This is a genomic window from Pseudomonas mendocina (genome assembly GCA_037482215.1).
Taxonomy (GTDB): Bacteria; Pseudomonadota; Gammaproteobacteria; order Pseudomonadales; family Pseudomonadaceae; genus Aquipseudomonas; species Aquipseudomonas mendocina_E.
On sequence record CP148074.1, the window covers coordinates 1,481,785 to 1,507,180 of the forward strand.

Sequence of the window (25,396 nt, forward strand, 5' to 3'; positions counted from 1 at the left end):
ATAATTTCAGATATATTCGATGAAGCACCTTTTTTACTTTTTATATTGATGGTTTTTAGTATTTATTTTTTTCTCAACTATTTGTTTTTATTGGCCAGTTCAGAATTAAGTCGCCGCTTGTCAGTTGAACTCCTGAAAGGGTTCATATTTATCAGCGAGGGTCTTTACTGAGGAATTCCGATGGCAACTCAGCTAGAATGCGGCCTCGGCAAACTGAGTAAGGCATCATGGCGGTAATCGGACGGATGAATAGTTTGCAGGTCGTGAAGCACACAGACTTCGGCCTGTATCTGGATGGTGGAGCTGACGGCGAAATTCTGCTGCCAAAGCGCTACATCCCTAAAGACACCAGCAGCGAAGTAGATGACTGGTTGAATGTCTTCGTTTATCTGGACAGCGAGGACAAATTAATTGCCACCACAGAGAGGCCTAAGGTTCAGGTCGGCCAGTTCGCCAGCCTGAAAGTAGTCGATATCAACCGGGTCGGCTTATTCCTGAATTGGGGGCTGCCCAAAGACCTTCTTTTGCCGCATTCCGAAGAAAAGCGCCCATTACAGGTGGGTGACTATTGTGTGGTCTACGTTTACGTCGATAAGCGCACTAAGCGGATTACGGCCACAGCACGGCTGGATCGTCATCTCGATAAGGAGCCTGCTAGCTATAAAGTCGGCCAAGAGGTTGATCTGCTGGTTGTTGAGGCGACCGATATGGGCTTCAAGGCCATTATTAATGGCAAGCACTGGGGGCTCATCCATAAGAACGAGCTGTTCAAGTTTGTTCGTAATGGCATGCAGGAAAAGGGCTACATCAAGGAGCTACGTGCCGACGGCAAGATTAGCCTCAGCCTGCAACCTGTAGGCCAGGATGCTGTTGGCAGTCTGGGTGAACAGATTCTCGCTAGTCTGCGCAAGCAAGGCGGTGTGCTGAATGTGAATGACAAGAGCTCACCCGAAGAGATCGCTACCTTATTTCGTGTTAGCAAAGGCAATTTCAAAAAAGCTATCGGCGGTCTCTATAAACAGGGGCTGATTGTGATTCACGATGACAGGATTGAGTTGGCTGGGCGTTAACAGTGGATCTGCCCGTGAAGTTTTTTGATTAGGCCTAAATCGGAATTACAAAAACCACCTCGCGAAAGCCGGGTGGTTTTTTTGTGCTCGCCAAAATGGATCGGTGGTGAGCTCTGTGCTGGAAATCAGGCGTCAAATTTCCGATAGATTGCACGTTTATTTCGTTTTCGTGCTGGCTGTTTGCCTTTATTGGGGCTAGTTTTGATCTAGATCAGTGAAATTTCATTGTTTTGAATGTTGTAGCACCTTTGTCTGGCTAGAGCGGCTTCGCGTTGTGAGTGGGGTAATGCCCTTGGGCTATTTGCCAGTTAGGTGCTCTCAGCCCGCTTATAGCGGTGGGTTAGGAAGTTTTGTGAACCATGGTTTCATTTCGTCGGAAACCGCATTTGGTTTCTATGAGTATTTTATGAACGGTGCTATTTCTTTTGTTACCTATTTGACTATTTGTTTCAAATTGGTCATGGATGAAAGGAATAATGGCTATGTCGATCCAAGCGAAAATCTCATCTGCCTCACAGAATGTTGCTTCCTCCCAAGTCGTTGAGCTTCCCCCTGAAGGTCTCATAACGCTCACTGAAAGCAGTAACGTTGCCTTAAATGTCCCTCCTGCTGATGTAGTTGGTTACTCCAAAAACGGATCTGATCTGATCATCCAATTAAAGTCCGGTGAGAAGATCCGAATTGCCAATTTCTACGTGGAGGATCAGGCTCCGAGTCAGTTGTTCTTGGTTGAGGAGGAAAAGCTGATTGCGGTGGACTTAGTGCCCAGCGCAAGCGATGGGGTTGTTGCTGCCAGCTATACCCCACAGGAGACACTGGCTGGATTTGAATCGCTAACTTCGGACGATAGCGGGATCGGTCTTGGGGCATTGCTGCTCACAGCCGGGACCTTAGCGGCCGGTGGAGCTGCGCTTTCAGGTGGATCTGGTGGTGGATCGTCTGGTGGGGCTAGTGGTCAACCGAGTGGAGCTCCTATAGGTTCGAGGGATAACTCACCTCCAAACGCGGCAAGTGACTTGAAAGTCGCACCTGATGGCAGCAGTATCACTGGCAAAGCTGAGCCCGGTGCAAGCGTCGGTATTGATACTAACGGTGATGGCAAGCCTGATGTAACAGTTGTTGCTGGACCTGATGGTTCTTTTGAAAGTCCATTAGTACCACCGTTAACCAATGGCGAGACGATCACCGTGATCGTCACTGATCCCTCGGGCAACGACAGCCCTCCAGCAGTGGTTACTGCACCTGACATAACTGCTCCTGATCCGGCTGGGAATGTCCAGGTTTCACCGGATGGCACAACTGTGACCGGTACAGCTGAGCCTGGCGCCAATGTTGAGATTGACACCAATGGTGATGGTGAGCCTGACGTAACCGTGGTCGCCAACCCCGATGGCACTTTCAGCGGTACGCTGAACCCGCCATTGACCAATGGTGAAACCGTGACGGTTGTGGTGACTGATCCTGCAGGCAACAGCAGCCCTCCCACCACAGCCACTGCGCCTGATTCAACGCCACCTGCTGCTGCGGGTAACGTCCAAGTGTCGCCGGATGGCACTACTGTGACCGGTACAGCTGAGCCCGGCGCCAATGTTGAGATTGACACCAATGGTGATGGTGAGCCTGACGTAACCGTGGTCGCCAACCCCGATGGCACTTTCAGCGGTACGCTGAACCCGCCGTTGACCAATGGTGAAACCGTGACGGTTGTGGTGACTGATCCTGCAGGCAACAGCAGCCCTCCCACCACAGCCACTGCGCCTGATTCAACGCCACCTGCTGCTGCGGGTAACGTCCAAGTGTCGCCGGATGGCACTACTGTGACCGGTACAGCTGAGCCCGGCGCCAATGTTGAGATTGACACCAATGGTGATGGTGAGCCTGACGTAACCGTGGTCGCCAACCCCGATGGCACTTTCAGCGGCACGCTGAACCCGCCATTGACCAATGGTGAAACCGTGACGGTTGTGGTGACTGATCCTGCAGGCAACAGCAGCCCTCCCACCACAGCCACTGCGCCTGATTCAACGCCTCCAGCTGCGGCTGGCAATGTGCAGATTTCGTCAGATGGCTCCACCGTGACCGGTACAGCAGAGCCCGGCGCGGATGTTGAAATTGACACTAATGGTGATGGTCAGCCGGACTTAACAGTGGTTGCTAATCCAGATGGCACCTTCAGCGGTAGCCTGACTCCGCCATTGACCGATGGTGAAACCGTTACCGTTGTGGTACGTGACCCAGCAGGCAATTCAAGTACGCCAGTTACGGTTATCGCGCCTGATTTCCCTGCGGCTCCGGTGGTTAATCCCTCTGATGGTAAAGGGGTTAGCGGTACTGCTGAGGCGGGGGTCGAGATCATCATTCGCGATGCTGGCGGTACTCAAATTGGCAGCGCAACAGCCGATGGCAATGGCGACTGGTCGACTACGCTGGGGACACCGGTTCCGGATGGCACAGTGCTTACTGTCCATGCTTTGGACAGCAATAACAACAAGAGCCCAGATGTCACTGTCGTGGTGGATGGCATTGCCCCCCCTGCGCCGGACGTTGAGCCCAGTAACGGAAGCGTTATTCAAGGCACAGCTGAGCCCGGCTCTACGGTCACGCTCACCCTAGCGGGCGGTGCAGTCTTGGGTTCTGTGATCGTCGGAGCTGACGGAAAATGGAGCGTTACGCCAGTCACTCCGCCGCTGCATGCCGAAGTGGTGAATGCAGTGGCCTCTGATGCGGCAGGTAACGAAAGTTCACCGGCTAGCGTGACTATTGATGCTCAGGCTCCTGATGCACCCATCCTCAAAGCCAGCAACGGCATGATGATTGAAGGTACTGCTGAAGCGGGCAGCACGGTGATCATCACCCTGGCTGACGGCACGCCTGTTGGCGAGACTGTTGCCGCAGGGGATGGCTCGTGGTCGTTCACGCCGTCGAATCCATTGCCCCACGATGCAGATGTAAAGGTTGTTGCCAAGGACGCGGTGGGTAATACCAGCGCGGCCGCAAATCTGACCGTCGACGCTGAGGCGCCGCTTGCCCCGGTCATCCAGCCTACTGATGGGAAAACCGTCAGTGGCACAGGAGAAGAAGGGGCCACAATTCTGATCAAAGATTCCGCCGGTAATACAATGGGGCAGACCACTGTGAGTAGTGGTGTTTGGAGCTATGATTTTGATCCGGATTTGAGCCACGGAACGCTCATTCAGGTGCAGGCCGTGGACGCTGCCGGGAACACCAGCGATCCTGCTGCTGCTACGGTGGATACCCAGGCACCTCCGGCACCGGTCATTCATCCGAGTAATGGCGAGGAGCTGAGTGGGACGGGCGAGCCCGGAGCCATCATCGCGCTCAGCCTGGATGGCACGCCTATTGGCGAGGTAACGGTTGCAGCCAATGGAGCCTGGAGTTTTGATCCAGCTGCGCAAGTGCCACCCGTTACGCTGCCTCACAACGGTACGGTGACTGCAGTGCCGCGCGATGCAGCAGGCAACGTAGGCTCAAGCAGCAGTGTGGTGATCGACAGTGAAGCTCCGCTGATTCCTACCGTCAATCCAAGTAACGGTACCAGCTTGTCTGGTACAGCTGAGCCTGAAAGCACAGTTGTAATTCGGAGCGCTGGTGGTACTGAGATCGGAACAGCAAATGTTGGTTCTGACGGTAATTGGAGTTGGACCCCTAGCCCTGCGTTAGCTCACGACACAGTGGTTACAGTCGAGGCTCGAGACGCCACGGGTAACACCGGGCCCACTGCAAGCGTCACCATTGACTCAGAAGAGCCTGCTGCACCCGTCATTCTCCCCAGTGACGGCAACGCTGTCAGCGGTACGGCTGAGCCAGGTACGACTGTCACGCTAACGGACATAAATGGTACGGATCTCGGCACAGTATCGGTGGGGGCTGATGGCAACTGGAGTATCGACTTTAATCCACGGCTTGATCACGATCTGGTGGTTATAGCCACAGCTACCGACCCCACCGGAAATGTCAGTGATACCTCCGCCGTGATGGTTGATGCGATTGCACCAAACACGCCAACGGTCTTGCCGAGCAACGGCAGTAGTTTAAGTGGCACTGCTGAGCCAGGCTCAACAGTCGTCATCTATGACAGTAATGATGTCGAGTTGGGCACTGTCGTTGTTGGTGGGGATGGCACCTGGAGTATGTCTCCAGTGCCTGGACCTGCGTTGAACCATGGCGACACCTTAAAGGTTGTGGCACGCGATGCTGCAGGTAATACCAGTCCCGAAGCCCCCGTTACCATCGACGCCGAAGCGCCTCTGCAGCCTGTGGTTTCACCAAGCAACGGCAGCTTGCTTACAGGCACAGCTTCCGAAGGCAATCTTGAGATTGAAATCACCGTTGATGGCAACATCGTTGCCACCGTCATGACTGATGGCGCTGGTAACTGGGAGTACGCCCCAGCCACGCCGCTGACCACTGGTCAGGTGGTCACTGTGACTGCTACGGATGCGGCAGGCAATACCAGTCAACCGTCAGCCCCCATGACGGTAGATGCCGACTTACCTACGACTCCTCACATCAATCCAAGCAACGGCACTGTGATTTCCGGTACAGGTGATCTGGGTAGTGAGATCAAACTGAGCATTGACGGTGTTGAGCAGGCTGGTCCGATCATCGTTCAGGCTGACGGCACATGGACCTTCGATCCGACCCCAGACTTGGCTAACGGGGCTGTGATCACTGCTAAGGCTGTTAATACTCTGGGCAGCGAGAGTGGGGTGGCCACAATTGTTGTGGACGCGCAGCCACCTGCGACGCCAACTGTTAACGACAGCAATGGAGTTGACTTCTCAGGTACCGCTGAAGCGGGTGCCACTGTGATCCTGACCGACAGTGTTTTGGGCGAGCTGGGTACGGTTGTCGCCGCAGCCGACGGCAAGTGGAGCTTTACACAGACGCCAGGCCTGGATCATGACTCTGTGGTGAGCGTGGTGGCTAAGGATGCCGCCGGTAATAGTAGTGGTCCTGCCTCGGTTACAGTGGATGCTGAGGCGCCGGCACTTCCGACCATAGATCCGAGCAACGGGGTTACGGTAACCGGTACGGCCGAGCCTAACGCAACCGTGCTGATCAGCAACGGTGCGGGTGTTCAGATCGGTCAGGTCACCGCGGATGGTACGGGTAAATGGACTTTTACACCCAATCCAAAGCTGGATCATGACGCCGAGATTAACGTCGTCGCTAAGGACGCAGCTGGCAACACCAGCGATGTGGCTACTGCCACTGTTGATGCCCAGGCGCCTGCTGTTCCAGTGCTGAACCTGAGCGATGGCAAGACAATCAGCGGTACCGCTGAAGCAGGGGCAACTGTCCTGCTAACCACAGGCTCAGGCGCGGTGATCGGTGAGGCCACTGCTGACAGCAATGGTGACTGGAGTTTCGATCCGTCACCAGATCTGGCCAATGGCGTCGTGATCAACGCTCGTGCCAAAGATGCAGCGGGTAATACCAGCGGCCCGGCCGCGACCACGGTCGACAATATCGCTCCGGACAATCCGGTTGTGCAGCCGAGCACAGGGGTTAGCATCATCGGTACAGCTGAGCCTGGTGCCAAGGTGTTTATCTCCATCGGCGGTGCTCCGGAAATTCAAGTACAGGCCGATGCATCTGGTAATTGGAGCTATACGCCGGGCTCCCCGATCGTCCACGATACGGTGGTCACCGCCCGCGCTGAAGACTCGACGGGCAACAGCAGTGGCACTACCTCAATCACGGTCGATTCTGAAGCGCCAGATGCACCAGTGATCAACCCAAGTACCGGTGCGATCATTACAGGTACCGGGGAAATTGGTGCACTCATCAATCTCACTGATGGCAACGGCAACCCGATTGGGGAGGCTACTGTGGGGGCTGACGGGACATGGACGGTGACACCTGCATCCCCTCTGGCCCACAACACACAGGTGATTGCGACTGCGACTGATGCTACGGGTAATGTCAGTGATCCAGCCACCATGGTGGTGGATAAAGTGGCCCCGAATGCGCCAGTTCTGGTGCTCAACCACGATGGGAACCTGCTGACAGGTACCGCAGAGCCCAACAGCAAGCTGCACCTTGTTATTGACGGTGATGAAGGTAATCCGATCATCGTCACGGTTGGCGCAGATGGAACGTTCAGTCAGCCGATTGATCCAGCATTGGTTGCAGGCGAGTCTATCCGTGGGATTGCAGTGGATGCGACAGGAAATGCCAGTGCCCCGACCACGATCTATGCTCTGGATTTGGCACCGCCGACCGTGACCGTGACAGAAGCGGCTGACGGCTACGTCAACGCGGTCGAAATCAGCAATGGTATTCAGGTCACTGTAGGGCTGCGTCCGACCATGCAGGACGGCCAGGTTGTGACGGTAACGTTCGCTGGCCAGAACGGCTATGAGCAGAGTGTCACCTACACGCTGACCCGTGAAGATATCGACGCAGGTAGCATCAGCATTACGCTGGAGCCTGACAGTGGTAGCGCCGCTTATCCTGAGGGCGCAGCGACTATCACAGCAGATATCAGTGGCGGCACCAGCAGTACGCCGGTGAACTTCGTTGTCGACACCATTCCACCTGCAGCTCCGGTGTTGACGCTGGTGGGTAATCTTCTAACGGTTACCAGCGAGCCATTTACCAAGGTTTTAGTCGAGGTTGCGCTGGCTGGCGTAACAGCCACTGTTGAAGTGATAACGGATAGTCAGGGCGAGGCGTTAATCGACCTGCTTACCGACTTGGATATAGACCTGAGCTGGGATCAGTTGCTGACGGCTTCTGTGTCGGCTCGTGGTGAAGATCTGGCGGGTAACCAGGGGAACATTGCCACCATTGGTGTTGGGCCGAATTTGCCTCAGCCCGTTACCGTTGGTGATTTTGGCCTAGATGTGGCGCTTCTGCCTCCCACGCTGGGGCTGTCTGGCACAGCAACCGCTGGCAGCTCGATTCGCGTTGAGGTGATCACTCCTGCGGCTAATGTGTTTGTCGACCCCAATGTGGACGCGAACGGAAACTTTTCTGTCAACTTGCTCGATCCAGATTTGTTGAGTGATTTGGGACTGAGCATATCAGGCATACTGAATCTCGGCTCAAACCTCTCTCTCAACATTGTGGCAACTGACTCTTTTGGCAATGACAGCGCTAGTTATGGTGTGAACTTGCTGGGTTCCGGAGCACTGCTGTCACTGGGAGAAATATCCGTTACCGGCACGTCAGGTAATGATTTCCTGACTGCTCGCAATGACTCCTCTGAAAGGATCATTGGCGCGGACGGTCATGATCTGATCAAGAACGTCGGCAGTGGAGACCGTGTAGAAGCGGGTGCTGGGAATGACACCATTGAAGTCACCTCAGCCAATTTCACCAGCATTGATGGCGGTGCCGGTTTCGACACCTTATTGCTGGCCGGTGGGATTAATCTGGATTACAACGCAGTGGGTGTTGGCACCCTGGCCAACATCGAGCGGATCAATCTGGGTAAAGGTGATTCCGGCAGTGTGTTGACGCTTACCGCGGCTGAAGTAGGGATCATCACTGACAGTAACAACACGCTGCAGATCACGGGCGAAGCCAACGACACCTTGAGGGTGACCGGTGCCACCAACACTGGAACAACTCAGGAAATCAATGGCGTGACCTACGACGTGTACACCTTTGGCAGCAATACCTTGTTGGTTGAGGACAATACTGTCCAGGTGTTGGTATGAGTCAACGCCGAGCCAGCCACTGGCTGGTTTGGGCGGTGCTGTGCCTGACCAGTCTGAGTGAAACCATGCCTGTGGTGGCCATGCCACTGGGCGAGGCTGTACAGCTTGGGCTGGCCATCAACCCCAAAGTGCGTGCGGCCATGGCTGAGGCCGCACGTGCCGGCACTGATGTGGAAATTGCCAAGGGCGGCTATTACCCGGCGGTCTCCATGTCGGGTGGCCCGCAGGAGTTTGATTTCGGTGAGGTCGTCTACGACCTCACTGCTTCTCAGATGCTCTACGACTGGGGCCGCGTGGCCAGTAAGGTCGAAAGCGCCAACGCAACACAACGTAAAAAACTGGAAGAGCTCATGGTGGCTCAAGACGATGCGGCGCTGGATATCGTCGAGACATATCTGGAGTTGTTGGCTGCAGAGCAGCGTCTGGAGTCAGTGCGAATGCACATTGAGCATATCGACAGCATTCGTCAGATGACGGAGATCCGCGGTCAGGGTTACTCCGATCGAAGTGAGCTGGATCGTGCCAGTCTTGAACTGGTACGAGCGCAAGAACAGATGTCTTCAGAGAAGGGAAAACTACGGGACTTGCGTAATCAGTTCGCCATTCTTGTGGGCCGGGAGCCAGACAATCTGGAGATACCTGCACCCAATTCGCTGCAGCGCTACCTTGCCCGTGGCGATCTCAGCAAGGTTATCAGCAGTTCTCCCTTACAGCGTAAAGCACTTGAGGATGCCAACGTGGCTGAGGCCGAGTTGCGTGAAGCCAAAGCATCATTACTGCCACAGTTGAATCTTGAGGCCTCTCATTTACGCCGCGAGATTGGCGGAAGAATGGAAGAGGACTCCATGGTGTCTCTGCGGTTTCGAATGGAGACATTTCAGGGATTATCTAATTTTTATCGTCCCACCGCTGCCCAGCAGCGTCTTGAGGCAGCACGCTGGGGCGCTGATGCCATGCAGCGGGATATCCGGCGAAAACTGCAAACCTTGTTTGATACCGCTGAGACACTGCGCTGGCGTGAGCAGTCTCTACAACAGCAAGTGCAACAGGCTGACCAGGTGACAGGGCTGTACCGTGAACAGTTTGAGGTCGGTCGGCGCGATGTGATTGATCTACTGAATGTACAGCGCGAGCGTTTCGAAGCTGAACGTCAGTTGATTAACCTCAAGATCGAACAAAAAACCATCGAATACCGTGCGGCAGCTCAGGTGGGACTACTGGGCGCCATGCTTGAAAAGCGACTGAGCCATGAAAGTTAATTCAGGAAGAATTCCTCAGCAGGACGCTGACAACATCGATGACCCTGTTAGGCCGGGGCTGGTTCTTTTATGTAGGCATCTGGGGCGGCCAATCGGCGACGCTGAGTTGGTATCGGGTATTGCCTTAGAACACGGACGTTTACCGCTCAACCTTATCCCTCGTGCGCTGCGAAGGGCCGACATCAATGCGAAAGTGACCGCCTACTCGCTGGATAAGATGGAAGGTTACCTGCTGCCTGCACTGTTGCTTTTAAAGGATCGCAAAGCAGTTGTGCTGCTGGGATTTGACGGCGAGTGTGCTGAGATCCTGGTCCCTGAGACTGACGGAGGCCGTGAGCGTATCCCGCTCACCGAGTTAAGCTCGATGTATAGCGGGCTGGTGGTGTTTGCTAAGTGTCGCTACCGCTCTGATGAGCGCGTCGGTGGATTTGCAAAAGCCAAGCCCGAACACTGGTTCTTCGCTCCACTTAAACGGCTCTGGCGATCGTATCTAGAGGTCGCCAGTGCCGCCTTCGTCGCCAACCTATTGGCCGTGGGCGCCGCATTGTTTGCCATGCAGGTATATGACCGTGTGGTTCCCAATGGTGCGTTTGATACGCTGTGGATCTTGGCTGGCGGTGTGACGATGGCCATTATCTTGGATGGTGTGTTGCGGATCATGCGTGGGCACTTGCTGAATGTTTTGGGTAAGCGCCTGGATCTGCAGCTTTCAACAGTGTTGTTCAGTCGTGTGCTAACCACTCGCATGGAGGCGAAGCCAGCATCCATGGGGGCATTCAGCTCACAGGTGCGTGAGTTTGAGTCGGTGCGTGAGTTCTACACGTCCTCAAGCGCGGCGATGATCAGTGATATGCCTTTTGTACTGCTGTTTATCCTGCTGATCGCCCTGATTGGCGGTCACGCGGTTTGGGTAGTGATTGTCAGCTGCATCCTGATGATTTTGCCCGGTGTGTTTGCGCAGCGACGGTTGGGGCTGTTATCGCGGCAGAACCTCCGTGAGGGCGCAAAAAAGAATGCCGTTCTGCTTGAGGCATACGAGCATTTGGAAACGGTGAAAGCCACACGCTCTGAAGGTCGCTGCCTGAAACAGTGGGAGAGCATGACGGCCGAGCTGGCCACTGGAAGTATGAAAGCCTACGCCCTGTCCTCAAGCCTGACCTACATATCGGCCATGGTTCAGCAGCTCTGCTATGTGGCCGTTGTAGTAGTTGGCGTTTACCTGATCAACAACGGCACTTTGACGGTCGGTGCTCTGGTGGCGTGCTCAATCTTGTCGTCCCGGGCTGTTGCACCGCTGGCGCAGTTGGCACAACTGTTGGGACGTTGGCAGCACACCAAAGTTGCCATGGAAGGGTTGGACCAGCTGATGTCAGCTGCACAGGAGCGGCCCGACAATAAAGCCTTTGCCCGTAAGCCCAGGCTCTATGGCAGCTATCTGTTGCAAGGCGTCAAAGTTAGTCATGGCGACAGCGCACCTGTCTTGAGTATTACAGAGCTGAGCATCAAGGCTGGTGAGCGTGTGGCGTTGCTTGGAGGTAACGGTGCCGGTAAGTCGACCCTTCTGCGACTTATGAGTGGGCTGCTTAGTGTGGGCAGCGGCCGTCTGCTGTTGGATGACATTAGCCTCAGCCAGATTGATCCCAGTGATCGCCAACGCGGTATCGGTTACCTACCGCAGGATGTGGCGTTATTCCAAGGCACACTGCGAGAGAATCTTAATCTTGAAAATGCTGCGCTGAGTGATGAAGAACTGCTTGAGGTAGTGGATGGGATTGGTCTCGGCCCATTTGTCCGCAATCATGCGCTTGGGTTGGATATGCCGCTTCAGGGTAATTCCAGCCTCTCTGGAGGGCAGCGACAAGCTGTTGGATTGGCCCGTGTGCTGCTTCAAGACCCGCCTGTGGTGCTTCTGGATGAGCCCACTGCTGCGTTTGACCAAACCAGTGAAGCGCAGGTTATCGAATACATGAAAAAGTGGCTAGGCGACCGCACCCTGATTCTCACAACGCACAAGCAGAGCATGTTGGCGCTGGTGGATCGGGTCGTGGTGTTGAGCCAAGGAAGTGTTGTCATGGATGGCCCTTTGAATCAGGTCGTCAAGGGTAATGAAGTCAAGGTAGCCAAAACGGCTCAGTGAGGAGCCTATGAAGGATTATGAAAGTGCAGCGGAGCTGCGCAGGCAATTGGGCGACCCGCTTATGGCGGCTACCCATCCTATCTATCAGCCTCTGCTATGGACGCTGATTGCGACCGTGCTGTTGTTTATTGCCTGGGCCGCATGGGCCGAGTTGGACCAAGTCACGCGTGGTGAAGGGCGGGTTGTGCCATTCAGTCGCATCCAGAAAATACAGAGCCTTGAAGGCGGTATCCTCGACAAACTGCTGGTGCAGGAGGGGGATTTGGTTGAGGTGGGGCAACCCTTGGTGCGCCTGGATAACACCCGCTTTTTGACCAGCTATCAAGAGTCCTCTAACCAGTCCTTGGTGCTACGTGCTGCCATTGCCCGATTGGATGCGGAAGTGTTGGATAGGGCCGAGATCATCTTCCCGCCAGAGGTTGATCCAGAAGGTCCGCTGGCGCGCACTGAACGTGAGTTGTTTGACTCACGTCGTGAAAAACTGTTGGAGAGCACCCGGGCAACCGAGCAGCAGATGAGTTTGGCGCAGCAGCAGCTTACGCTCATCCGCCCGATGGTGGAAAAGCGCGCAGTGAGTCAGATGGAGGCGCTACGCCTGAGTCAGGAAGTTGCCTCGCTTAAAGGTAAGCTGGTTGAGATAAAGAGCAGTTATTTTCAGGATGCGTACACCGAGCGTTCCAAACTGCATGCTGAGCTCAGTGCGCTTGAACCGATCGTTAAGCAGCGTCAGGACCAACTGCGCCGGACTGAGATCATCTCCCCTGTACGCGGTCGCGTGAATACCGTATTGATCAACACCCGAGGTGGTGTGATACAGCCCGGTGAGCCCATCATGGAGGTGATCCCGGTGGAGGAGCAGCTGCTGGTGCAGGCCAAAATCAAGCCGAGGGATGTGGCGTTTTTGGTGCCCGGCATGCAGGCTAAAGTCAAAATCACCGCTTACGATTACACCATCTACGGTGACTTGGAGGGCACGCTGGAGCAGATCAGCGCTGACACCATCGAGGAGACCACACCCTATGGCAAGGAACCCTACTATCAGGTGTTGATAAAGACCGATAGCAGCCACTTGATTCGGGAGGATAAGGTCCTGCCAATCATCCCCGGCATGGTGGCTGAGGTGGATATTCTCAGTGGCAAGCGCAGCGTGCTGAACTATCTGCTGCGGCCATTGATCAAGGCGAGGTTGTATTGACCCTGGATCAGGCCAGTGAAAGGCTGCCCTCACGTTCTTCAGGATCGGTAAGGACAATGCGGTTGCGTCCTGAGCTTTTCGCTCGATACAGGCGCTGGTCGGCACGGTGCAGGGTTTCCTCCCAATGCTCGCCTGGTTTGTGTACGGCACCACCGACTGACATGGTGACAGCGCCACCTGGCCCGTTCAAATTTAGTCTGACTTGAAGGAGAAGTTGTTCCGCTACGACCATCAGACCCTCTTTGTCTGTGCTGGGTAGAAGCAGAAGAAATTCTTCACCGCCAAAGCGGAACAGCCTGTCTTCTTTGCGGGAATAGCGCTTGATCAGTTCTACAAAATCCACCAGCACTTGATCCCCAGCTTGATGGCCGTGGGCATCGTTGATGGTTTTGAAGTGATCAAGGTCCATGATCAACACCGAATAGAGGCTGCCATGCCGGCGGCTGGTCGCAGAGGCAATTTTGAGCTCTTCATTCATGGCTCGGCGATTGCGAGCACCGGTCAGCGGATCTTGGATGGCTAGCTGCTGCAACTGATCGCGTTGGCTGCGTGTGCGGTAAGCAAATACAAAGCTGAGCGTGCTGGCCATCATGCCTGTGACCAGAAACGAGATCATCTGGTAATCACTTTCAAAGACTTGATTCGGATGAGTTTTGCCATAGATCGCTAACGTCAGCATAACCAGCGTCGTGGCAATCAGTGCCTTGCCCGGTGAGACCATGAAAAAGTTGAACAGGATCAGCGGGTAAATCCAGAACAAACCATTTACGCCCAGTTTGATGGCGATCAACGTCGCCGTTGAAGCAAACATGACGCACAGATAGATGCCTGGCTTGACCGTGTCTCCCGTGCGCCAGGCGTAAACCAAGGCGAGTACAGTTGAGCAAACAATAGCTGAGTCGGCCAAGCCAACGATCAGGTTGCCGGAGCTGAGGCGGTAGATTGCGTATGGAGCGATGCCAAGAACACCAAAGAGGCCCATCAGGGTCATGATGGACAGCTGGAAGTCTTCACGCAGTCGCTTGACGAAGAGTGGTATTCGCATAAGCAGTCATTTTTTAGTTGTTATGGACTGAAGCATGCAGACCTTAAGCTTAACAAGGCAATTACTATTTAGGGTCAAAATGCCACTATCGAATAATAGCCGACGAAATGAATCCTAGAGTAAGGGTTGGCTTTTGACGCCGAACTTTTGTCGGTTATGGCTGGAAAACCAACGCGCACAGAGGTTTGGTCTGTTGGTAGCGGACCAGGCGTGCTGCCAATTGCTCAGGTAAATCGGTGCACAGTGCAAAGCCTTGCCGAATGTAAAAGTTGCAAAGATTTGGGTGGCAGAAGAGCCAGACTTTTGTGCCGCAATTCGACCGTGCGGTCGCAATTAGTTTTTTGGCGATACCCTGTTCTCGGTGATCCTTGGCGACGAGCAGGCTGGTTAGCCAATGCCCCTCGTCAATTGGGTGCAACACCAAGGCAGCAATAATTTCTTCTTGGCCTACCACCCAGATTTGGGCTCCGTCGGTTTTACCGATGACAGAGCGCTGACTGCGGTAGAACTTTTCAGCCAATGGCTTTAGCAAAGCCGGTAATTGTCGAACGTGCATGGCAGGCTAGGGGGCTAAGCGGGTGTGCAGTGTAGAAGGCTGCAGGGCATCAGGCTAGTTTTGGGTGAAGCCCTCAGGTACGACGTTTCTGAGGGCTAATGAGCTTATTTGCTGCGCAGGAACTGGCCATATTTGCGCTCACTGCCGAGATCAGCAGCAAACTCACCGTTATGAAAAGCCACATTGCCATTGATGATGACTGCATCAACCGCATCGCCCCGGTTGACCATGCGCTCAAGGCCGCCAAATGCCTCCATGGGAGCCTCTTGATAGGCAGCAAGGGAGTCGTCGAGCTTGTCTGGATCAATGATCACAAGGTCAGCACGAGCACCTTCGTAGAGCTTACCTGCGTCAATCCTGAACCAATCGGCCAGCTCACCGGTCAACCGCCACACAGCTGTTTCCAGTGGCATAACAGGTTGACCACGCTGTGCTGCGTCTTTAACCAGCTTGAGCATGCGCAAACTGAAGTTATAGAACGCCATATTGCGGATGTGCGCACCGGAGTCAGCGAAACCAATAAGCGTGCTGGGCTCACAGACTAGTTTTTCCACTACTTCAGGCCGGTGGTTGGCAATCAGTGTGCGCCAGCGTAGGCGCGGCCCATGGGTGACCAGCAGATCAAGGAATAAGTCGGCGGGATGCACGTTGCGCTTTTGCGCCAGTTCACCAACGCTGGTGCCGACCACGCTAGTGTCTGGACAGTTCACGATCCAAGCGTCGTTAAAGTCGCGGTGCCAGACACGAGGGCCGAATTTTTTCTCAACATCCTTGCGAAAGCGCAGGCGGTAATCAGGGTCCTGAAATAGATCACTACGCTGGGCGTGGCTCGCCAGGTGCAAGGCAGCCTGACCCGCTGGGAATTCTTCAAAGACGACAAACTCCATGCCGTCCGCATACGTTTCGAATGGCACTGGCAGCGTCTGCCAACGGAAGTCCGCGCGGCCGAGGCGGTTGATGAAGCGCGTGACTGGCCCGAGGATTTTCGCCAGCCATGGGTCGGCCTTTACATCCATCAGCGTGATCAGGGTCGTTTTCAGCGGTTTGCGCCACCAGCCACCGATGCTGTCCCAGAGAAAAGCCAGCACGTTGACCTTGGTCACCAGATTCGGCGCCCCTTGGTGAATGCGGTTTCTTCTGCGCAGAATTTTGTTCAGCCGCGAGTATTCTGACCATGACGCATAAACCGACGGTAGGGATTTGGAGCGTTGACGGTCGCCGTCCAATTTGTCCCAGGGGTTGGTCATGGTGGAAAGCCCCAGAACGCCGACATCCAGCGCCTCCTCCAACAGGCTTTCCATACGGCGCAACTCTGCTTCGGTGGGCTTGATGTTGGCGTCCACTGCGCGATCCAACCCCATCACGGCAACGCGCAAATCAGAGTGGCCGAGGAATGAACATACGTTTGGTCCTAGCGGATGTTGGTCTAGGAAGGCTGCAAACTCAGTCGGTGTATTCCACGTTTTACGTTCGCGCAGTAATGGCAGGACATGCTCGCGGGGGACCGATTCAACACGGGTAAACAGGTCGGAGCAGTCTTCCGGGCTGGAAAGCATCATGCTGATCGAGCAACTGCCAATCATCAGGGTTGTCACGCCATGACGCACTGACTCTTTAAGGGCCGGGCCTGCGACAACTTCCGCGTCATAGTGCGTATGCATGTCAATGAAGCCGGGCATGGCCCAGCGCCCGCTGGCATCAATGACTTTCCCACAGCCCGTTTCATCCAGGGCTGTTTGGCTGATTTTCACCAGTCGGCCGGCTTGAATGCCTAAGTGACGAATTGCTCCCGGCGTTCCCTGACCGTCGAAAAACAGTGCGTTTTTGATAAGCACATCGAACATTGGACTGCTCCCGGATTCTTGTTATTAGTTGAGCTTACGGTTGTCGGCCGAGCTTAGCGTGACAAGGCATGAGGTGGGCAGGGCATTTATGCATAAACCAATGCTGGTTTGGACATCCCGCCCACCTCAGTGGTTGCTCGCCTGGAGCATTAACTGTATCGGGCAGTTCTTGTGTTGTCAGTTGCCGATTTTGTGGCGAATGGCGCTGATCTCCGGCAAGTCAGTGCGACGTACATAAACGCGAAGCGGTTCGCTGATGTTGAGACGGTCATCAATATTTTGTTCAAGCAGCAGGCGTAAGCGTGAGCGGTCCAGGCTCATCGTTTCGCCCTCGAGTGCCCGCCACACAAATTCACAGGTGGGAGTGATGCTGGTTTCTTCAATGTCCAGTCCAAAGGAGTCTTCAGAGAAGCGCACGATGTACTGGCCGGTTTTGCTGTTAAAACCGACCAGCCCTTGCAGCTGGTCAGCTGCTTCGCAGATGGTGGAGGAGGTGATACTCATAGCGGCCTCGCGGATGTTGAAAGTACAAACACCGACGTAGGCTAAAGCTCATGCAGAAGCGTATCTTGCTCAGGGTCAATATTAGGGCTATTTGCGAATGACTCTAAGTCGCAGGCTGGAGAGGCGGGCGCGCTGCTGAATAAGCCCACTAATAAATGGCTTTAAGGAAGAAATTCGGGTGGGGATTAATCCCGGATTGGCATCCGGGATTATGTGCAAATCAGCGTTTGCCTGATGCGCTGATCGTTCCGAATGGGCTGCTGTACATGCTGGTTTTAACACCCATCAGTGGGGAGTTAGTTACCCATACATCGTTGAGCACAATGGTTTGGCCAGGGGCGTCGTTATCGGCGGCCACCAGCACGTAGTAAGTGCCATCTTCACTGGCCTCGCCCTGCCAGTTCATGTTGATCTTTTCGGGCAGAATGGACACATTGCTGGGCTTGTCAGCAATGATGGTTCCGTAAGCGTCTAGAACCAATACGCGGGGTTTGATCGCGTACTTGCTCACACCCAGGCAACCGTCATTGCAGTTTGAGTGGATGTTGAGCTGGTAGCGCTCACCTTTTTTCAAGTTAAGCGAGAAGACCCTGTAATTGGAAATGGAACTGCCGAAGTCGAGGCGAGGCTCATTAGCAGTGATCGGCCAGTTAGGAGCTAAGGACTCCTGGTTTATAGGCAGTGGAATGGCCTGGGTGTTGTGAATAGCTTCCAGCGGACTTTTAGCCAGCGGTGTTTTACCGGACTTAACGTCATCCTGATAAGACGTTTTGGGGTTGCTGGCGCAAGCCGTGAGTACCAGGCAAAGCGACAACGTCAGAAACTTATACAAGGTGGTGCTCCAATGTTTAGTGAGCAGGTGCCAGAAATTGCCCAAAAGAGGGGAATTCTTCTTACTTAAGCCTTTGCGGTCAAGTTAAAAGAAGGTATGGCGCTAGCAGAAAATGCTTTGGCAGCACTAAATACAGGGTGTAGGGCCGTCCGAGGGCGGCCCTGGCCACAGAAAGGGGGGAGTATTGATCAGCCCGCCAGGCCCACGTAGACGTTCTGTACGTCATCATGAGCGTCGATGGCTTCAAGGAAGGCTTCAACTTCTTCCAGCTGTTCTGGTGTCAGGTTGGTTACCGGGTTTTTCGGACGGTAGCCAATCTTGGCCGAGTTCACAGTAAACCCATGCTCTGGTAGTGCACGGCAGACTGCGTCCAGGTCTGTTGCTTCTGTAATGAACAGTGTGCTGCCTTCGTCGTCTGGCTCGAAATCTTGCGCACCCGCCTCAATGGCGGCTAGTTCAGGATCTGCACCGCTGTCGGTAGTCGCTTCGATCAGCCCGACATGGTCAAAATCCCAGGTTACCGAACCGGAGGCCCCCATCTGGCCTTTGCGGAAAAGCACGCGGATTTCTGCAACGGTGCGGTTGATGTTATCGGTCAGGCATTCAACGATCAGGGGCACCTGATGCGGCGCGAAACCTTCATAGGTGGTGCGCTCAAAGTTGACGGTTTCACCTGACTGACCAGAGCCTTTCTTGATGGCGCGGTCAAGGGTGTCTTTGGGCATGGACGCTTTTTTCGCCTGGTGTATAGCCAAACGCAGCTTTGGGTTCATGTCCGGGTCGGCACCGTTACGTGCTGCGATCATGATTTCCTTGACCAAGCGACCGAAGATCTTACCTCTGGCGTTGGCGGCGGCTTCTTTAGGTTTGGCTTTCCATTGGGCGCCCATGTCTGAATCTCGTCTTACGTGTAAATGAATGGAGGCGGAATTGTAATCCCGCACTGCTTTTTCTCGCACCTGAGGCTGGCATCTGATGTGCGTATGGCCTGGCGGGGTGGATCAGTCTTGGCGGCTGGTGACTTCCAGCAGGTGATAACCAAACTGGGTCTTCACCGGGCCTTGAACCACATTAACCGGGGCGCTGAACACGACTGTGTCAAACTCTTTAACCATCTGGCCTGGACCGAAAGAACCGAGGTTACCGCCGTCGCGGCTGGATGGGCAGGAGGAGTGTTCTTTGGCAATTGCTGCGAAGTCTGCGCCGGCTTCAATCGCGGCTTTCAATTCGTTGCACTTGGCTTCAGTGGAAACCAGGATGTGACGGGCTGTGGCGCGGGCCATGGTGATACTCCTTGTAAAGAATCGGAAAGCGTACCGCAAACTGACCGGCATTCAAACGCTCGATATCACCTATCCCAGCAAAAATGTACAGAGCTATGTGCCGTGCAGGGCTTTGCTGGGTTCTGATTGGGTGAGGCGATTAACGTCGTTCAGCTGTGTCGGGTCTTGATGCATGCACTCGATTTTTCCATTCACGAGGTGACAGCCCAGTTTGTGCTTTGAAGGCACGTGACAGGGCGGCTTCGCTACCGTATCCAACTTCGCTGACTATGACCTTCAACGGCCGCCCACTCAGTAGTGCTTTCTGCACGAGACGAACTCGCCAGCTCTGCAGGTACTGTCCCGAAGTCATCCCGACCGTATCCCTGAAGGCCGTAGCAAACACGCTGCGTGACATTCCGGCTGTACCGGCCAGTTCCTCCAGCGTCCATTCCCGGGCTGGATCCTCATGCATTGCGACCAGTGCATTGCGCAAGCGAGAGTGAGAAAGCCCGGCCATGAGTCCGGCGCGAATATCGCCACTTTCCATCAAGTGGCGCAGCACCTGGATCATGACCACCTCAAACAGCCTCTCTATCACAGCAACCCGTCCGCAACGCTGTTCGAAGGCTTCTGTAAACAGCAGGGACAAAACGGGGCCGGAATCCGCAATGGCTGTCAGAGGCATACAGATGACGTCAGGCAGGCTCATGGCAATGGGGTTATGACTGCCGCCTTCAAGCCGCAAATTGGCACAGACCATGTCAGCGCCGCGTTCCGGGTCGGTACTGAATCGATGGGATAGTGGGCGAGGGAAAAGTAGAAGGCTGGGCTCTTCTATCTGTAACGCGCTCCTGCCGTATTGGACGCTGACCGTTCCATTGCGAACCAGATGCAACTGACCGTGAACACCATCCGTTTGCAGGGTGTTAATACCGCACAGAGGGCCTGCGTTGAACACGCTTGCACTGACAGGGAAATGCATCATCAATGCGGCCAAGCGATCAACCATTTTAGTACTCCTGATCAATTTGTACGGACTTTCTATCACTTTTAGTTCGTTTTTGGCGAGCACAATTCATCTCGTCGGGCACATCGGTCCGGTCACTTAAATCAACAGGAGTTCTGCCATGTCCATTGAGAAAATTCTTTATATCGCTACTGCAACAGCAACAGGAGGCCGTGATGGCCGTGCCGTTTCCTCCGATCATGCCTTGGAAGTGCCCTTGGCTACACCAAAGGAGCTTGGCGGTGCAGGTGGTGCCGGTACTAATCCGGAGCAGCTATTTGCCGCCGGTTACTCGGCTTGCTTCCTCGGCGCTTTGAAATACGTTGCCGCACGGGAAAAGGTTGCGCTGCCTGTAGCTACAACTGTTTCCGGCAAAGTGGGTATAGGCCCTATCCCGACTGGATTTGGTATTGAAGCAGAGTTGACGGTCAGCGCCCCAGGCGTTGAGCGCGATGTGCTGCAAGCGTTGGTCGACAAGGCTCACATCGTTTGCCCGTACTCCAACGCTACTCGCGGCAATATCGACGTAACCCTCGTAATTGCTAACTGATCTGACCATCGCTCAACAAGGAGACCCCAATCATGAATAAGCTGACCTTTGCTATCGCATCATCCCTGCTTGCCATCTCGTTGCAGACCGTTAGCAGTGCACATGCAGCACCACCTGTAACCGAGTCGCCAGCCATGCGTACTGCTAGCACGATCACCACATCAGATGGCGTGCAGCTTTATTACAAGGATTGGGGGCCTAAGGACGGGCCAGTCGTGACCTTCAGTCACGGTTGGCCACTGAGTTCCGATAGCTGGGAGTCGCAAATGCTGTTTCTGGCAGATCACGGGTATCGCGTCATAGCCCATGACCGGCGTGGACATGGCCGCTCCAGTCAACCGTGGGAAGGTAATGATATGGATCATTACGCAGATGATCTGGCTGCCGTGATCCAAGCGTTGAGTCTGCGAGATGTCACCTTGGTCGGCTTCTCAACCGGTGGTGGGGAGGTGGCGCGTTATATTGGCCGCCATGGCACTGAGCGGGTCAAAAAGGCTGTGTTAGTCAGCGCCGTGCCGCCGCTGATGCTGAAAACCGCCGATAACCCAAAAGGCGTTCCCCTCAAAGTCTTTGATGGGCTTCGTAAGGCATCTTTGGAGAATCGTGCGCAGTTATACTTTGATCTGGCTTCGGGCCCGTTCTATGGCTTTAACCGGCCTGGCGCTAAGGTTTCTCAAGGTCTGATCGACAGCTGGAGAGCGCAAGGTATGCAGGCCGGGCACAAGAATACCTACGATTCAATCGCTGCTTTTTCTGCGACCGACTTCCGTGAGGATCTGAAAAAATTTGACGTCCCAACCCTGGTGATACATGGCGATGATGATCAGATCGTACCGCTTGATATCTCAGGTAAAGCATCTGCCGCGTTTATTAAGGATGCGAAGTTGATTGTCTACCCTGGGGCGCCCCATGGTCTGACGGATACGCACAAGGACCGTTTCAATCAGGATCTGTTGAGCTTTCTGAGGGAGTGATTGCAGGCTTTTGATCCCGCCCGTTGCTAAGAGCAACGGGCGGTATAGTCGTTTAGGGCATTAAGACTTGCGCTGTTCTTCAGCCATGCAGGCAGCAGCGGTGAACAGAACGTCAGTCGAGGAGTTTAGTGCGGTTTCAGCGGAGTCTTGGACGATGCCAATGATGAAGCCGACCGCCACAACTTGCATGGCGATGTCACTCGGGATGCCGAACAGACTGCATGCCAGAGGGATTAGCAGCAACGAACCGCCTGCTACGCCAGATGCACCGCATGCACAGACGGAAGCCAAAACGCTGAGCAGCAGTGCAGTCGGCAGGTCGACAGGGATTTGCAGGGTATGAACAGCTGCCAGTGTCAGTACGCTGATGGTGATGGCTGCACCGGCCATATTGATCGTCGCGCCCAGAGGGATTGAAACGGAGTAGGTTTCCTCATGCAGACCAAGGCGCTTGCTCAGTTGCAAGTTGACTGGAATATTCGCAGCGGAGCTGCGGGTGAAAAAGGCAGTGATACCACTTTCACGCAGGCAGGTCAGGACCAGAGGGTACGGATTGCGACGGATCTTTACGTAGACGATCAGTGGGTTGACGACCAACGCGACAAACAGCATGCAGCCTACCAATACAACCAGCAGGTGCAGATAGTCGAGTAGCGCGTTCATGCCAGTCTCAGCCAGCGTTGCTGCAACCAGGCCGAACACCCCCAGTGGTGCCAGACGGATAACTAATTTCACGATGCTAGTTACGCCGTTCGAGAGGTCTGCAAGCATCTGCTTACTGGCTGGATTGGCATGACGAAATGCCAAGCCTAACGCGATGGCCCAAGCCAAAATGCCGATAAAGTTACCTTTAAGTAGAGCATTGACTGGATTGTCCACGACATTCATCAGCAGACTTTTCAGTACCTCGTTAATGCCGCCTGGAGGTGAGAGCTCCGCTGTGCTGGTAGCCAGGGTAAGGGTTGAAGGAAAGGCAAAGCTGGCAACTACACCAATCAAGGCTGCACTGAAGGTACCGATCAGGTACAGCAGCAGGATGGGTTTGATGTGTGTTTCCTGGCCTTGTTCATGGTTCGCAATCGAGGCGGCCACCAAAACAAAAACCAGCACCGGGGCGACAGCTTTCAGGGCAGAAACAAAGACCGTACCGAGAAAGCTGGCGCTAGCGGCTGCCTCTGGCAGCAGTAACGCCAAAACGATCCCGGCAATCAGGCCGATGATGATCTGAGTGACCAAGCTGACGCGATTCAATAGTTGTAAAAGCGGATGTTGGGCAGAGGACATGAGTAGGTCTCTAGTGGTGGGCGAGCACGACTGCAATCTCTTCTGTGGCTGCCTGGAACTGGATCTGGTTGCGGGATGCTTACCGCGTTACGCATAACGTTTTTTTGAACCTATCGGTCAGGTTCATAAAAATGGCCGCAGACTTTAACACAGGCATAAGCATATTCGACTTTTTGGCAAGCGCATGAAATCTGCCGTCTCTGGGGTGTCAGATTCGTCAAAGCGGAAGGATAGCTTGGATTTATAATTTATTATTGTAATACGATAATTTATTAATTATTCTTTTGGCTCGAAATCACTTTCAAGGAGGAAATTGTATGTTGCCACTTGCGGATCAGCGCCCTCACAAACTGTATCTTCTAGGCATGGGTTGTATGGTCTTGGCTTGGTTTATGGCTTGCGCTGAGATCGGGGTAAATACTCATTTATGGGTGTCTGGGCTCTCTGAGCAGGGATATCGCCAAGCGTGGAGTGATGAGATGCCAGGTCTTTTGAGCGAGGCCTATGCCATGTCATCGGGTAGTCGTCTGTTGCTGATGCTGTTGGACTATGCGCCAGTGCTGATTTCGGTATTAGGGCTAATTCTGACGGGGCTGTTTTTCCGGCGTCTTGCGAAAGGTGAGCTTTGGACGCGGCGTAATGCCAGTACGCTTGTCTATATCGGGTTGTTGTCCATTCTTGAGCTTCTTCTTCAGCCTGTTCTTTCTACCCTTGAGGGGCTTGTGCTCTCGATGAATTTGCCTGAGGGTGAGCGTGTGCTGAGTGTTTCTGTAGGGTTCTCATCCGAGGCTGCTTACACGCTCGTAAAAGCAATATTTCTGTGTTCGTTTGGTCTGATAATGGGTGAAGCCAGAAAGCTGGACGAAGAAGTTAAATCCATCATATGACCACTCCATGATCATCATCCGACTAGACGTAGTCCTTGCTAAGAATAAGGTCCGTTCCAAAGAGCTGGCGGAAGCTATTGGAATCACCGAACAGAACCTGTCTTTATTGAAGAACGGTAAGGTTAAGGGGTTCAGGCTAGAGACATTAGACAAGATATGTGCGGTCCTGAACTGCCAGCCTGGCGATATTCTGGAATACGTTGCGGACGAGTGATCTCGTCACATTGAAGCGAAATTTCTATGACAAGACTTCTGAATTTTTCAGGCGTGCTTTATGTGCTCGTCCTGTTGACAGCCTGTGGCCCATCGATTCGGTATGACTATGTAATGCCAAATGGGGAGGGGGGGCGTACATGCGTCGCTCAGTGCCGCATGCAATACAGTAGTTGTGAAAATCTGGCGCGTTTACAGTGGCAGAGTGATAAACGCTCGCATGAGGCTGAACAGCGCAGCTATGACTACTGCAGCCAAGGAAAAGACAAAAAACAGGCTAGAAAGGAGTGCCAGCTTCCTAGCAGTAGCTACGTACCTATGAGCTACAGCACATTAAGTTGCCGCTCTGAATATGACAGCTGCTTCACCGATGTTTGTAGTGGCACCATCAGAGAGGTTGTCGAAAAGCCATAACGGCTAATGTTAGACGTGGGGAACGTTGGGAGCCCATAAATGCCTAAAGCACCCGAAGGTGCTTTAGAGGGCTGGGCCAGGGATTTACGTGCCCCTTATTGTTGCTGGAGGGGAGGCTTGGCAACGACTGTATTCAGACGGTGCGGTTGTGCTGGCGCTGAATCAGGCGATCCGAGCCGCCTTCGGCTACGTTCACACGCTGTTGTCGGCGTTGAATCAGACGCTCGGAACCTCCTTCGGCTACGTTCACGCGCAGTTTCTGGCGCTCAATCAGGCGGTCGGAACCCCCTTCTGCAACATTCACACGTTGCTTCTGACGCTCGATAAGGCGGTCAGAGCCGCCTTCGGCAACTTGTGCGCGTTGCTCAATCAGACGATCGGAACCGCCTTCGGCAACCTGAGGGCGTTTTTTCTGGTTCTCAATGAGTCGGTCAGAACCACCTTCAGACTGCAGATTAAAACCGCTGCCGAGCAGTGTTTTAACACTGCTGTCCTGAATTTCACCGAGAAGAGGCTGTGCAGTATTTACGGGCAGTGCAAAGCTGTTCATTGACAGGCTGGCCAAGATAACGGCGGCAAGAATGTGCTTTTTCATGTTCGGGCTCCTTGTGCATTCACACAGAATTTGAGTACGGAGCCAATGATAATTCTAATAATTAGATAATGAAGT

The 25,396-nt window shown here is 54.1% G+C and carries 18 protein-coding genes and 1 pseudogene; 9 read left to right on the forward strand and 10 right to left on the reverse strand.

What is annotated here, in order from left to right; all coding sequences use genetic code 11:
* The first annotated feature begins 227 nt into the window (after nucleotides 1-227).
* From WG219_06710 to WG219_06730, 5 genes and pseudogenes are all read left to right on the forward strand, one after another.
* On the forward strand, nucleotides 228-1,070 hold the full coding sequence (locus WG219_06710) for a S1-like domain-containing RNA-binding protein (protein ID WXL27137.1): 843 nt from the start codon (nucleotides 228-230) through the stop codon (nucleotides 1,068-1,070).
* Nucleotides 1,071-1,552: 482 nt separating this feature from the next.
* Nucleotides 1,553-8,761 (forward strand): Ig-like domain-containing protein, encoded by a 7,209-nt coding sequence (locus tag WG219_06715; protein ID WXL27138.1) that lies wholly within the window; start codon nucleotides 1,553-1,555, stop codon nucleotides 8,759-8,761.
* Between the two features lie 77 nt (nucleotides 8,762-8,838).
* Nucleotides 8,839-10,020, forward strand: a pseudogene (locus WG219_06720) (TolC family protein).
* Nucleotides 10,010-12,157: a type I secretion system permease/ATPase gene (locus tag WG219_06725; GenBank protein ID WXL27139.1), complete on the forward strand. Its 2,148-nt coding sequence runs from the start codon at nucleotides 10,010-10,012 to the stop codon at nucleotides 12,155-12,157. Before WG219_06720 ends, WG219_06725 begins: the two are co-directional and overlap by 11 nt.
* A gap of 7 nt (nucleotides 12,158-12,164) precedes the next feature.
* Nucleotides 12,165-13,352: an HlyD family efflux transporter periplasmic adaptor subunit gene (locus tag WG219_06730; protein ID WXL27140.1), complete on the forward strand. Its 1,188-nt coding sequence runs from the start codon at nucleotides 12,165-12,167 to the stop codon at nucleotides 13,350-13,352.
* Nucleotides 13,353-13,359: 7 nt separating this feature from the next.
* Here the strand turns inward: WG219_06730 and WG219_06735 are convergent, their stop codons facing one another.
* The 8 genes from WG219_06735 to WG219_06770 all read right to left on the reverse strand — a co-directional run bounded on the left by WG219_06735 (nucleotide 13,360) and on the right by WG219_06770 (nucleotide 20,407).
* Nucleotides 13,360-14,397, reverse strand: coding sequence for a GGDEF domain-containing protein (locus WG219_06735; protein ID WXL27141.1), 1,038 nt, complete (start codon nucleotides 14,395-14,397; stop codon nucleotides 13,360-13,362).
* 154 nt (nucleotides 14,398-14,551) lie between these two features.
* Entirely contained in the window at nucleotides 14,552-14,917 is a 366-nt protein-coding gene (locus tag WG219_06740; protein WXL27142.1) for a GNAT family N-acetyltransferase, read from the reverse strand.
* 140 nt (nucleotides 14,918-15,057) lie between these two features.
* Entirely contained in the window at nucleotides 15,058-16,797 is a 1,740-nt protein-coding gene (locus WG219_06745) for an amidohydrolase family protein (protein ID WXL27143.1), read from the reverse strand.
* A 177-nt stretch (nucleotides 16,798-16,974) separates the two neighbouring features.
* Nucleotides 16,975-17,301, reverse strand: a complete 327-nt coding sequence (locus WG219_06750) for a DUF2025 family protein (protein ID WXL27144.1) — start codon at nucleotides 17,299-17,301, stop codon at nucleotides 16,975-16,977.
* A 220-nt stretch (nucleotides 17,302-17,521) separates the two neighbouring features.
* Entirely contained in the window at nucleotides 17,522-18,133 is a 612-nt protein-coding gene (locus WG219_06755; protein ID WXL27145.1) for a hypothetical protein, read from the reverse strand.
* Between the two features lie 188 nt (nucleotides 18,134-18,321).
* Complete coding sequence (locus WG219_06760) at nucleotides 18,322-19,023, reverse strand: YebC/PmpR family DNA-binding transcriptional regulator (GenBank protein ID WXL27146.1); 702 nt, start codon at nucleotides 19,021-19,023, stop codon at nucleotides 18,322-18,324.
* A gap of 111 nt (nucleotides 19,024-19,134) precedes the next feature.
* Nucleotides 19,135-19,416, reverse strand: a complete 282-nt coding sequence (locus tag WG219_06765) for a peptidylprolyl isomerase (protein ID WXL27147.1) — start codon at nucleotides 19,414-19,416, stop codon at nucleotides 19,135-19,137.
* Nucleotides 19,417-19,555: 139 nt separating this feature from the next.
* On the reverse strand, nucleotides 19,556-20,407 hold the full coding sequence (locus WG219_06770; protein ID WXL27148.1) for an AraC family transcriptional regulator: 852 nt from the start codon (nucleotides 20,405-20,407) through the stop codon (nucleotides 19,556-19,558).
* A gap of 118 nt (nucleotides 20,408-20,525) precedes the next feature.
* On the opposite strand from WG219_06770, the gene WG219_06775 reads away from it, so the two are divergent.
* Nucleotides 20,526-20,954 carry an organic hydroperoxide resistance protein gene (locus WG219_06775; protein WXL27149.1) on the forward strand — a complete coding sequence of 143 codons (429 nt, stop codon included), beginning with the start codon at nucleotides 20,526-20,528 and terminating at the stop codon, nucleotides 20,952-20,954.
* A 32-nt stretch (nucleotides 20,955-20,986) separates the two neighbouring features.
* Nucleotides 20,987-21,928, forward strand: a complete 942-nt coding sequence (locus WG219_06780) for an alpha/beta hydrolase (protein WXL27150.1) — start codon at nucleotides 20,987-20,989, stop codon at nucleotides 21,926-21,928.
* A gap of 60 nt (nucleotides 21,929-21,988) precedes the next feature.
* Here WG219_06780 and sstT read toward each other — a convergent pair whose 3' ends face one another.
* A complete protein-coding gene (gene sstT / locus WG219_06785; protein ID WXL27151.1) occupies nucleotides 21,989-23,212 on the reverse strand; it encodes a serine/threonine transporter SstT in 1,224 nt (407 codons plus the stop codon).
* A gap of 317 nt (nucleotides 23,213-23,529) precedes the next feature.
* On the opposite strand from sstT, the gene WG219_06790 reads away from it, so the two are divergent.
* Together WG219_06790 and WG219_06795 are read left to right on the forward strand one after the other, a co-directional pair.
* Nucleotides 23,530-24,099, forward strand: a complete 570-nt coding sequence (locus WG219_06790) for a hypothetical protein (GenBank protein WXL27152.1) — start codon at nucleotides 23,530-23,532, stop codon at nucleotides 24,097-24,099.
* A gap of 7 nt (nucleotides 24,100-24,106) precedes the next feature.
* Entirely contained in the window at nucleotides 24,107-24,313 is a 207-nt protein-coding gene (locus WG219_06795; GenBank protein WXL27153.1) for a helix-turn-helix transcriptional regulator, read from the forward strand.
* Nucleotides 24,314-24,859: 546 nt separating this feature from the next.
* On the opposite strand, the gene WG219_06800 is transcribed toward WG219_06795, so the two are convergent.
* Nucleotides 24,860-25,321 (reverse strand): phage infection protein, encoded by a 462-nt coding sequence (locus tag WG219_06800; protein ID WXL27154.1) that lies wholly within the window; start codon nucleotides 25,319-25,321, stop codon nucleotides 24,860-24,862.
* Nucleotides 25,322-25,396 lie beyond the last annotated feature (75 nt).

Excerpts from the sequence above, each read along its gene's own strand:
- WG219_06710 (WXL27137.1), top strand. The coding sequence starts at position 228 with ATGGCGGTAATCGGACGGATGAATAGTTTGCAGGTCGTGAAGCACACA.
- WG219_06715 (WXL27138.1), top strand. The coding sequence starts at position 1,553 with ATGTCGATCCAAGCGAAAATCTCATCTGCCTCACAGAATGTTGCTTCC.
- WG219_06725 (WXL27139.1), top strand. The coding sequence starts at position 10,010 with ATGAAAGTTAATTCAGGAAGAATTCCTCAGCAGGACGCTGACAACATC.
- WG219_06730 (WXL27140.1), top strand. The coding sequence starts at position 12,165 with ATGAAGGATTATGAAAGTGCAGCGGAGCTGCGCAGGCAATTGGGCGAC.
- WG219_06735 (WXL27141.1), bottom strand. The coding sequence starts at position 14,397 with ATGCGAATACCACTCTTCGTCAAGCGACTGCGTGAAGACTTCCAGCTG.
- WG219_06745 (WXL27143.1), bottom strand. The coding sequence starts at position 16,797 with ATGTTCGATGTGCTTATCAAAAACGCACTGTTTTTCGACGGTCAGGGA.
- WG219_06750 (WXL27144.1), bottom strand. The coding sequence starts at position 17,301 with ATGAGTATCACCTCCTCCACCATCTGCGAAGCAGCTGACCAGCTGCAA.
- WG219_06760 (WXL27146.1), bottom strand. The coding sequence starts at position 19,023 with ATGGGCGCCCAATGGAAAGCCAAACCTAAAGAAGCCGCCGCCAACGCC.
- WG219_06765 (WXL27147.1), bottom strand. The coding sequence starts at position 19,416 with ATGGCCCGCGCCACAGCCCGTCACATCCTGGTTTCCACTGAAGCCAAG.
- WG219_06770 (WXL27148.1), bottom strand. The coding sequence starts at position 20,407 with ATGGTTGATCGCTTGGCCGCATTGATGATGCATTTCCCTGTCAGTGCA.
- WG219_06775 (WXL27149.1), top strand. The coding sequence starts at position 20,526 with ATGTCCATTGAGAAAATTCTTTATATCGCTACTGCAACAGCAACAGGA.
- WG219_06780 (WXL27150.1), top strand. The coding sequence starts at position 20,987 with ATGAATAAGCTGACCTTTGCTATCGCATCATCCCTGCTTGCCATCTCG.
- sstT (WXL27151.1), bottom strand. The coding sequence starts at position 23,212 with ATGTCCTCTGCCCAACATCCGCTTTTACAACTATTGAATCGCGTCAGC.
- WG219_06790 (WXL27152.1), top strand. The coding sequence starts at position 23,530 with ATGTTGCCACTTGCGGATCAGCGCCCTCACAAACTGTATCTTCTAGGC.
- WG219_06795 (WXL27153.1), top strand. The coding sequence starts at position 24,107 with ATGATCATCATCCGACTAGACGTAGTCCTTGCTAAGAATAAGGTCCGT.
- WG219_06800 (WXL27154.1), bottom strand. The coding sequence starts at position 25,321 with ATGAAAAAGCACATTCTTGCCGCCGTTATCTTGGCCAGCCTGTCAATG.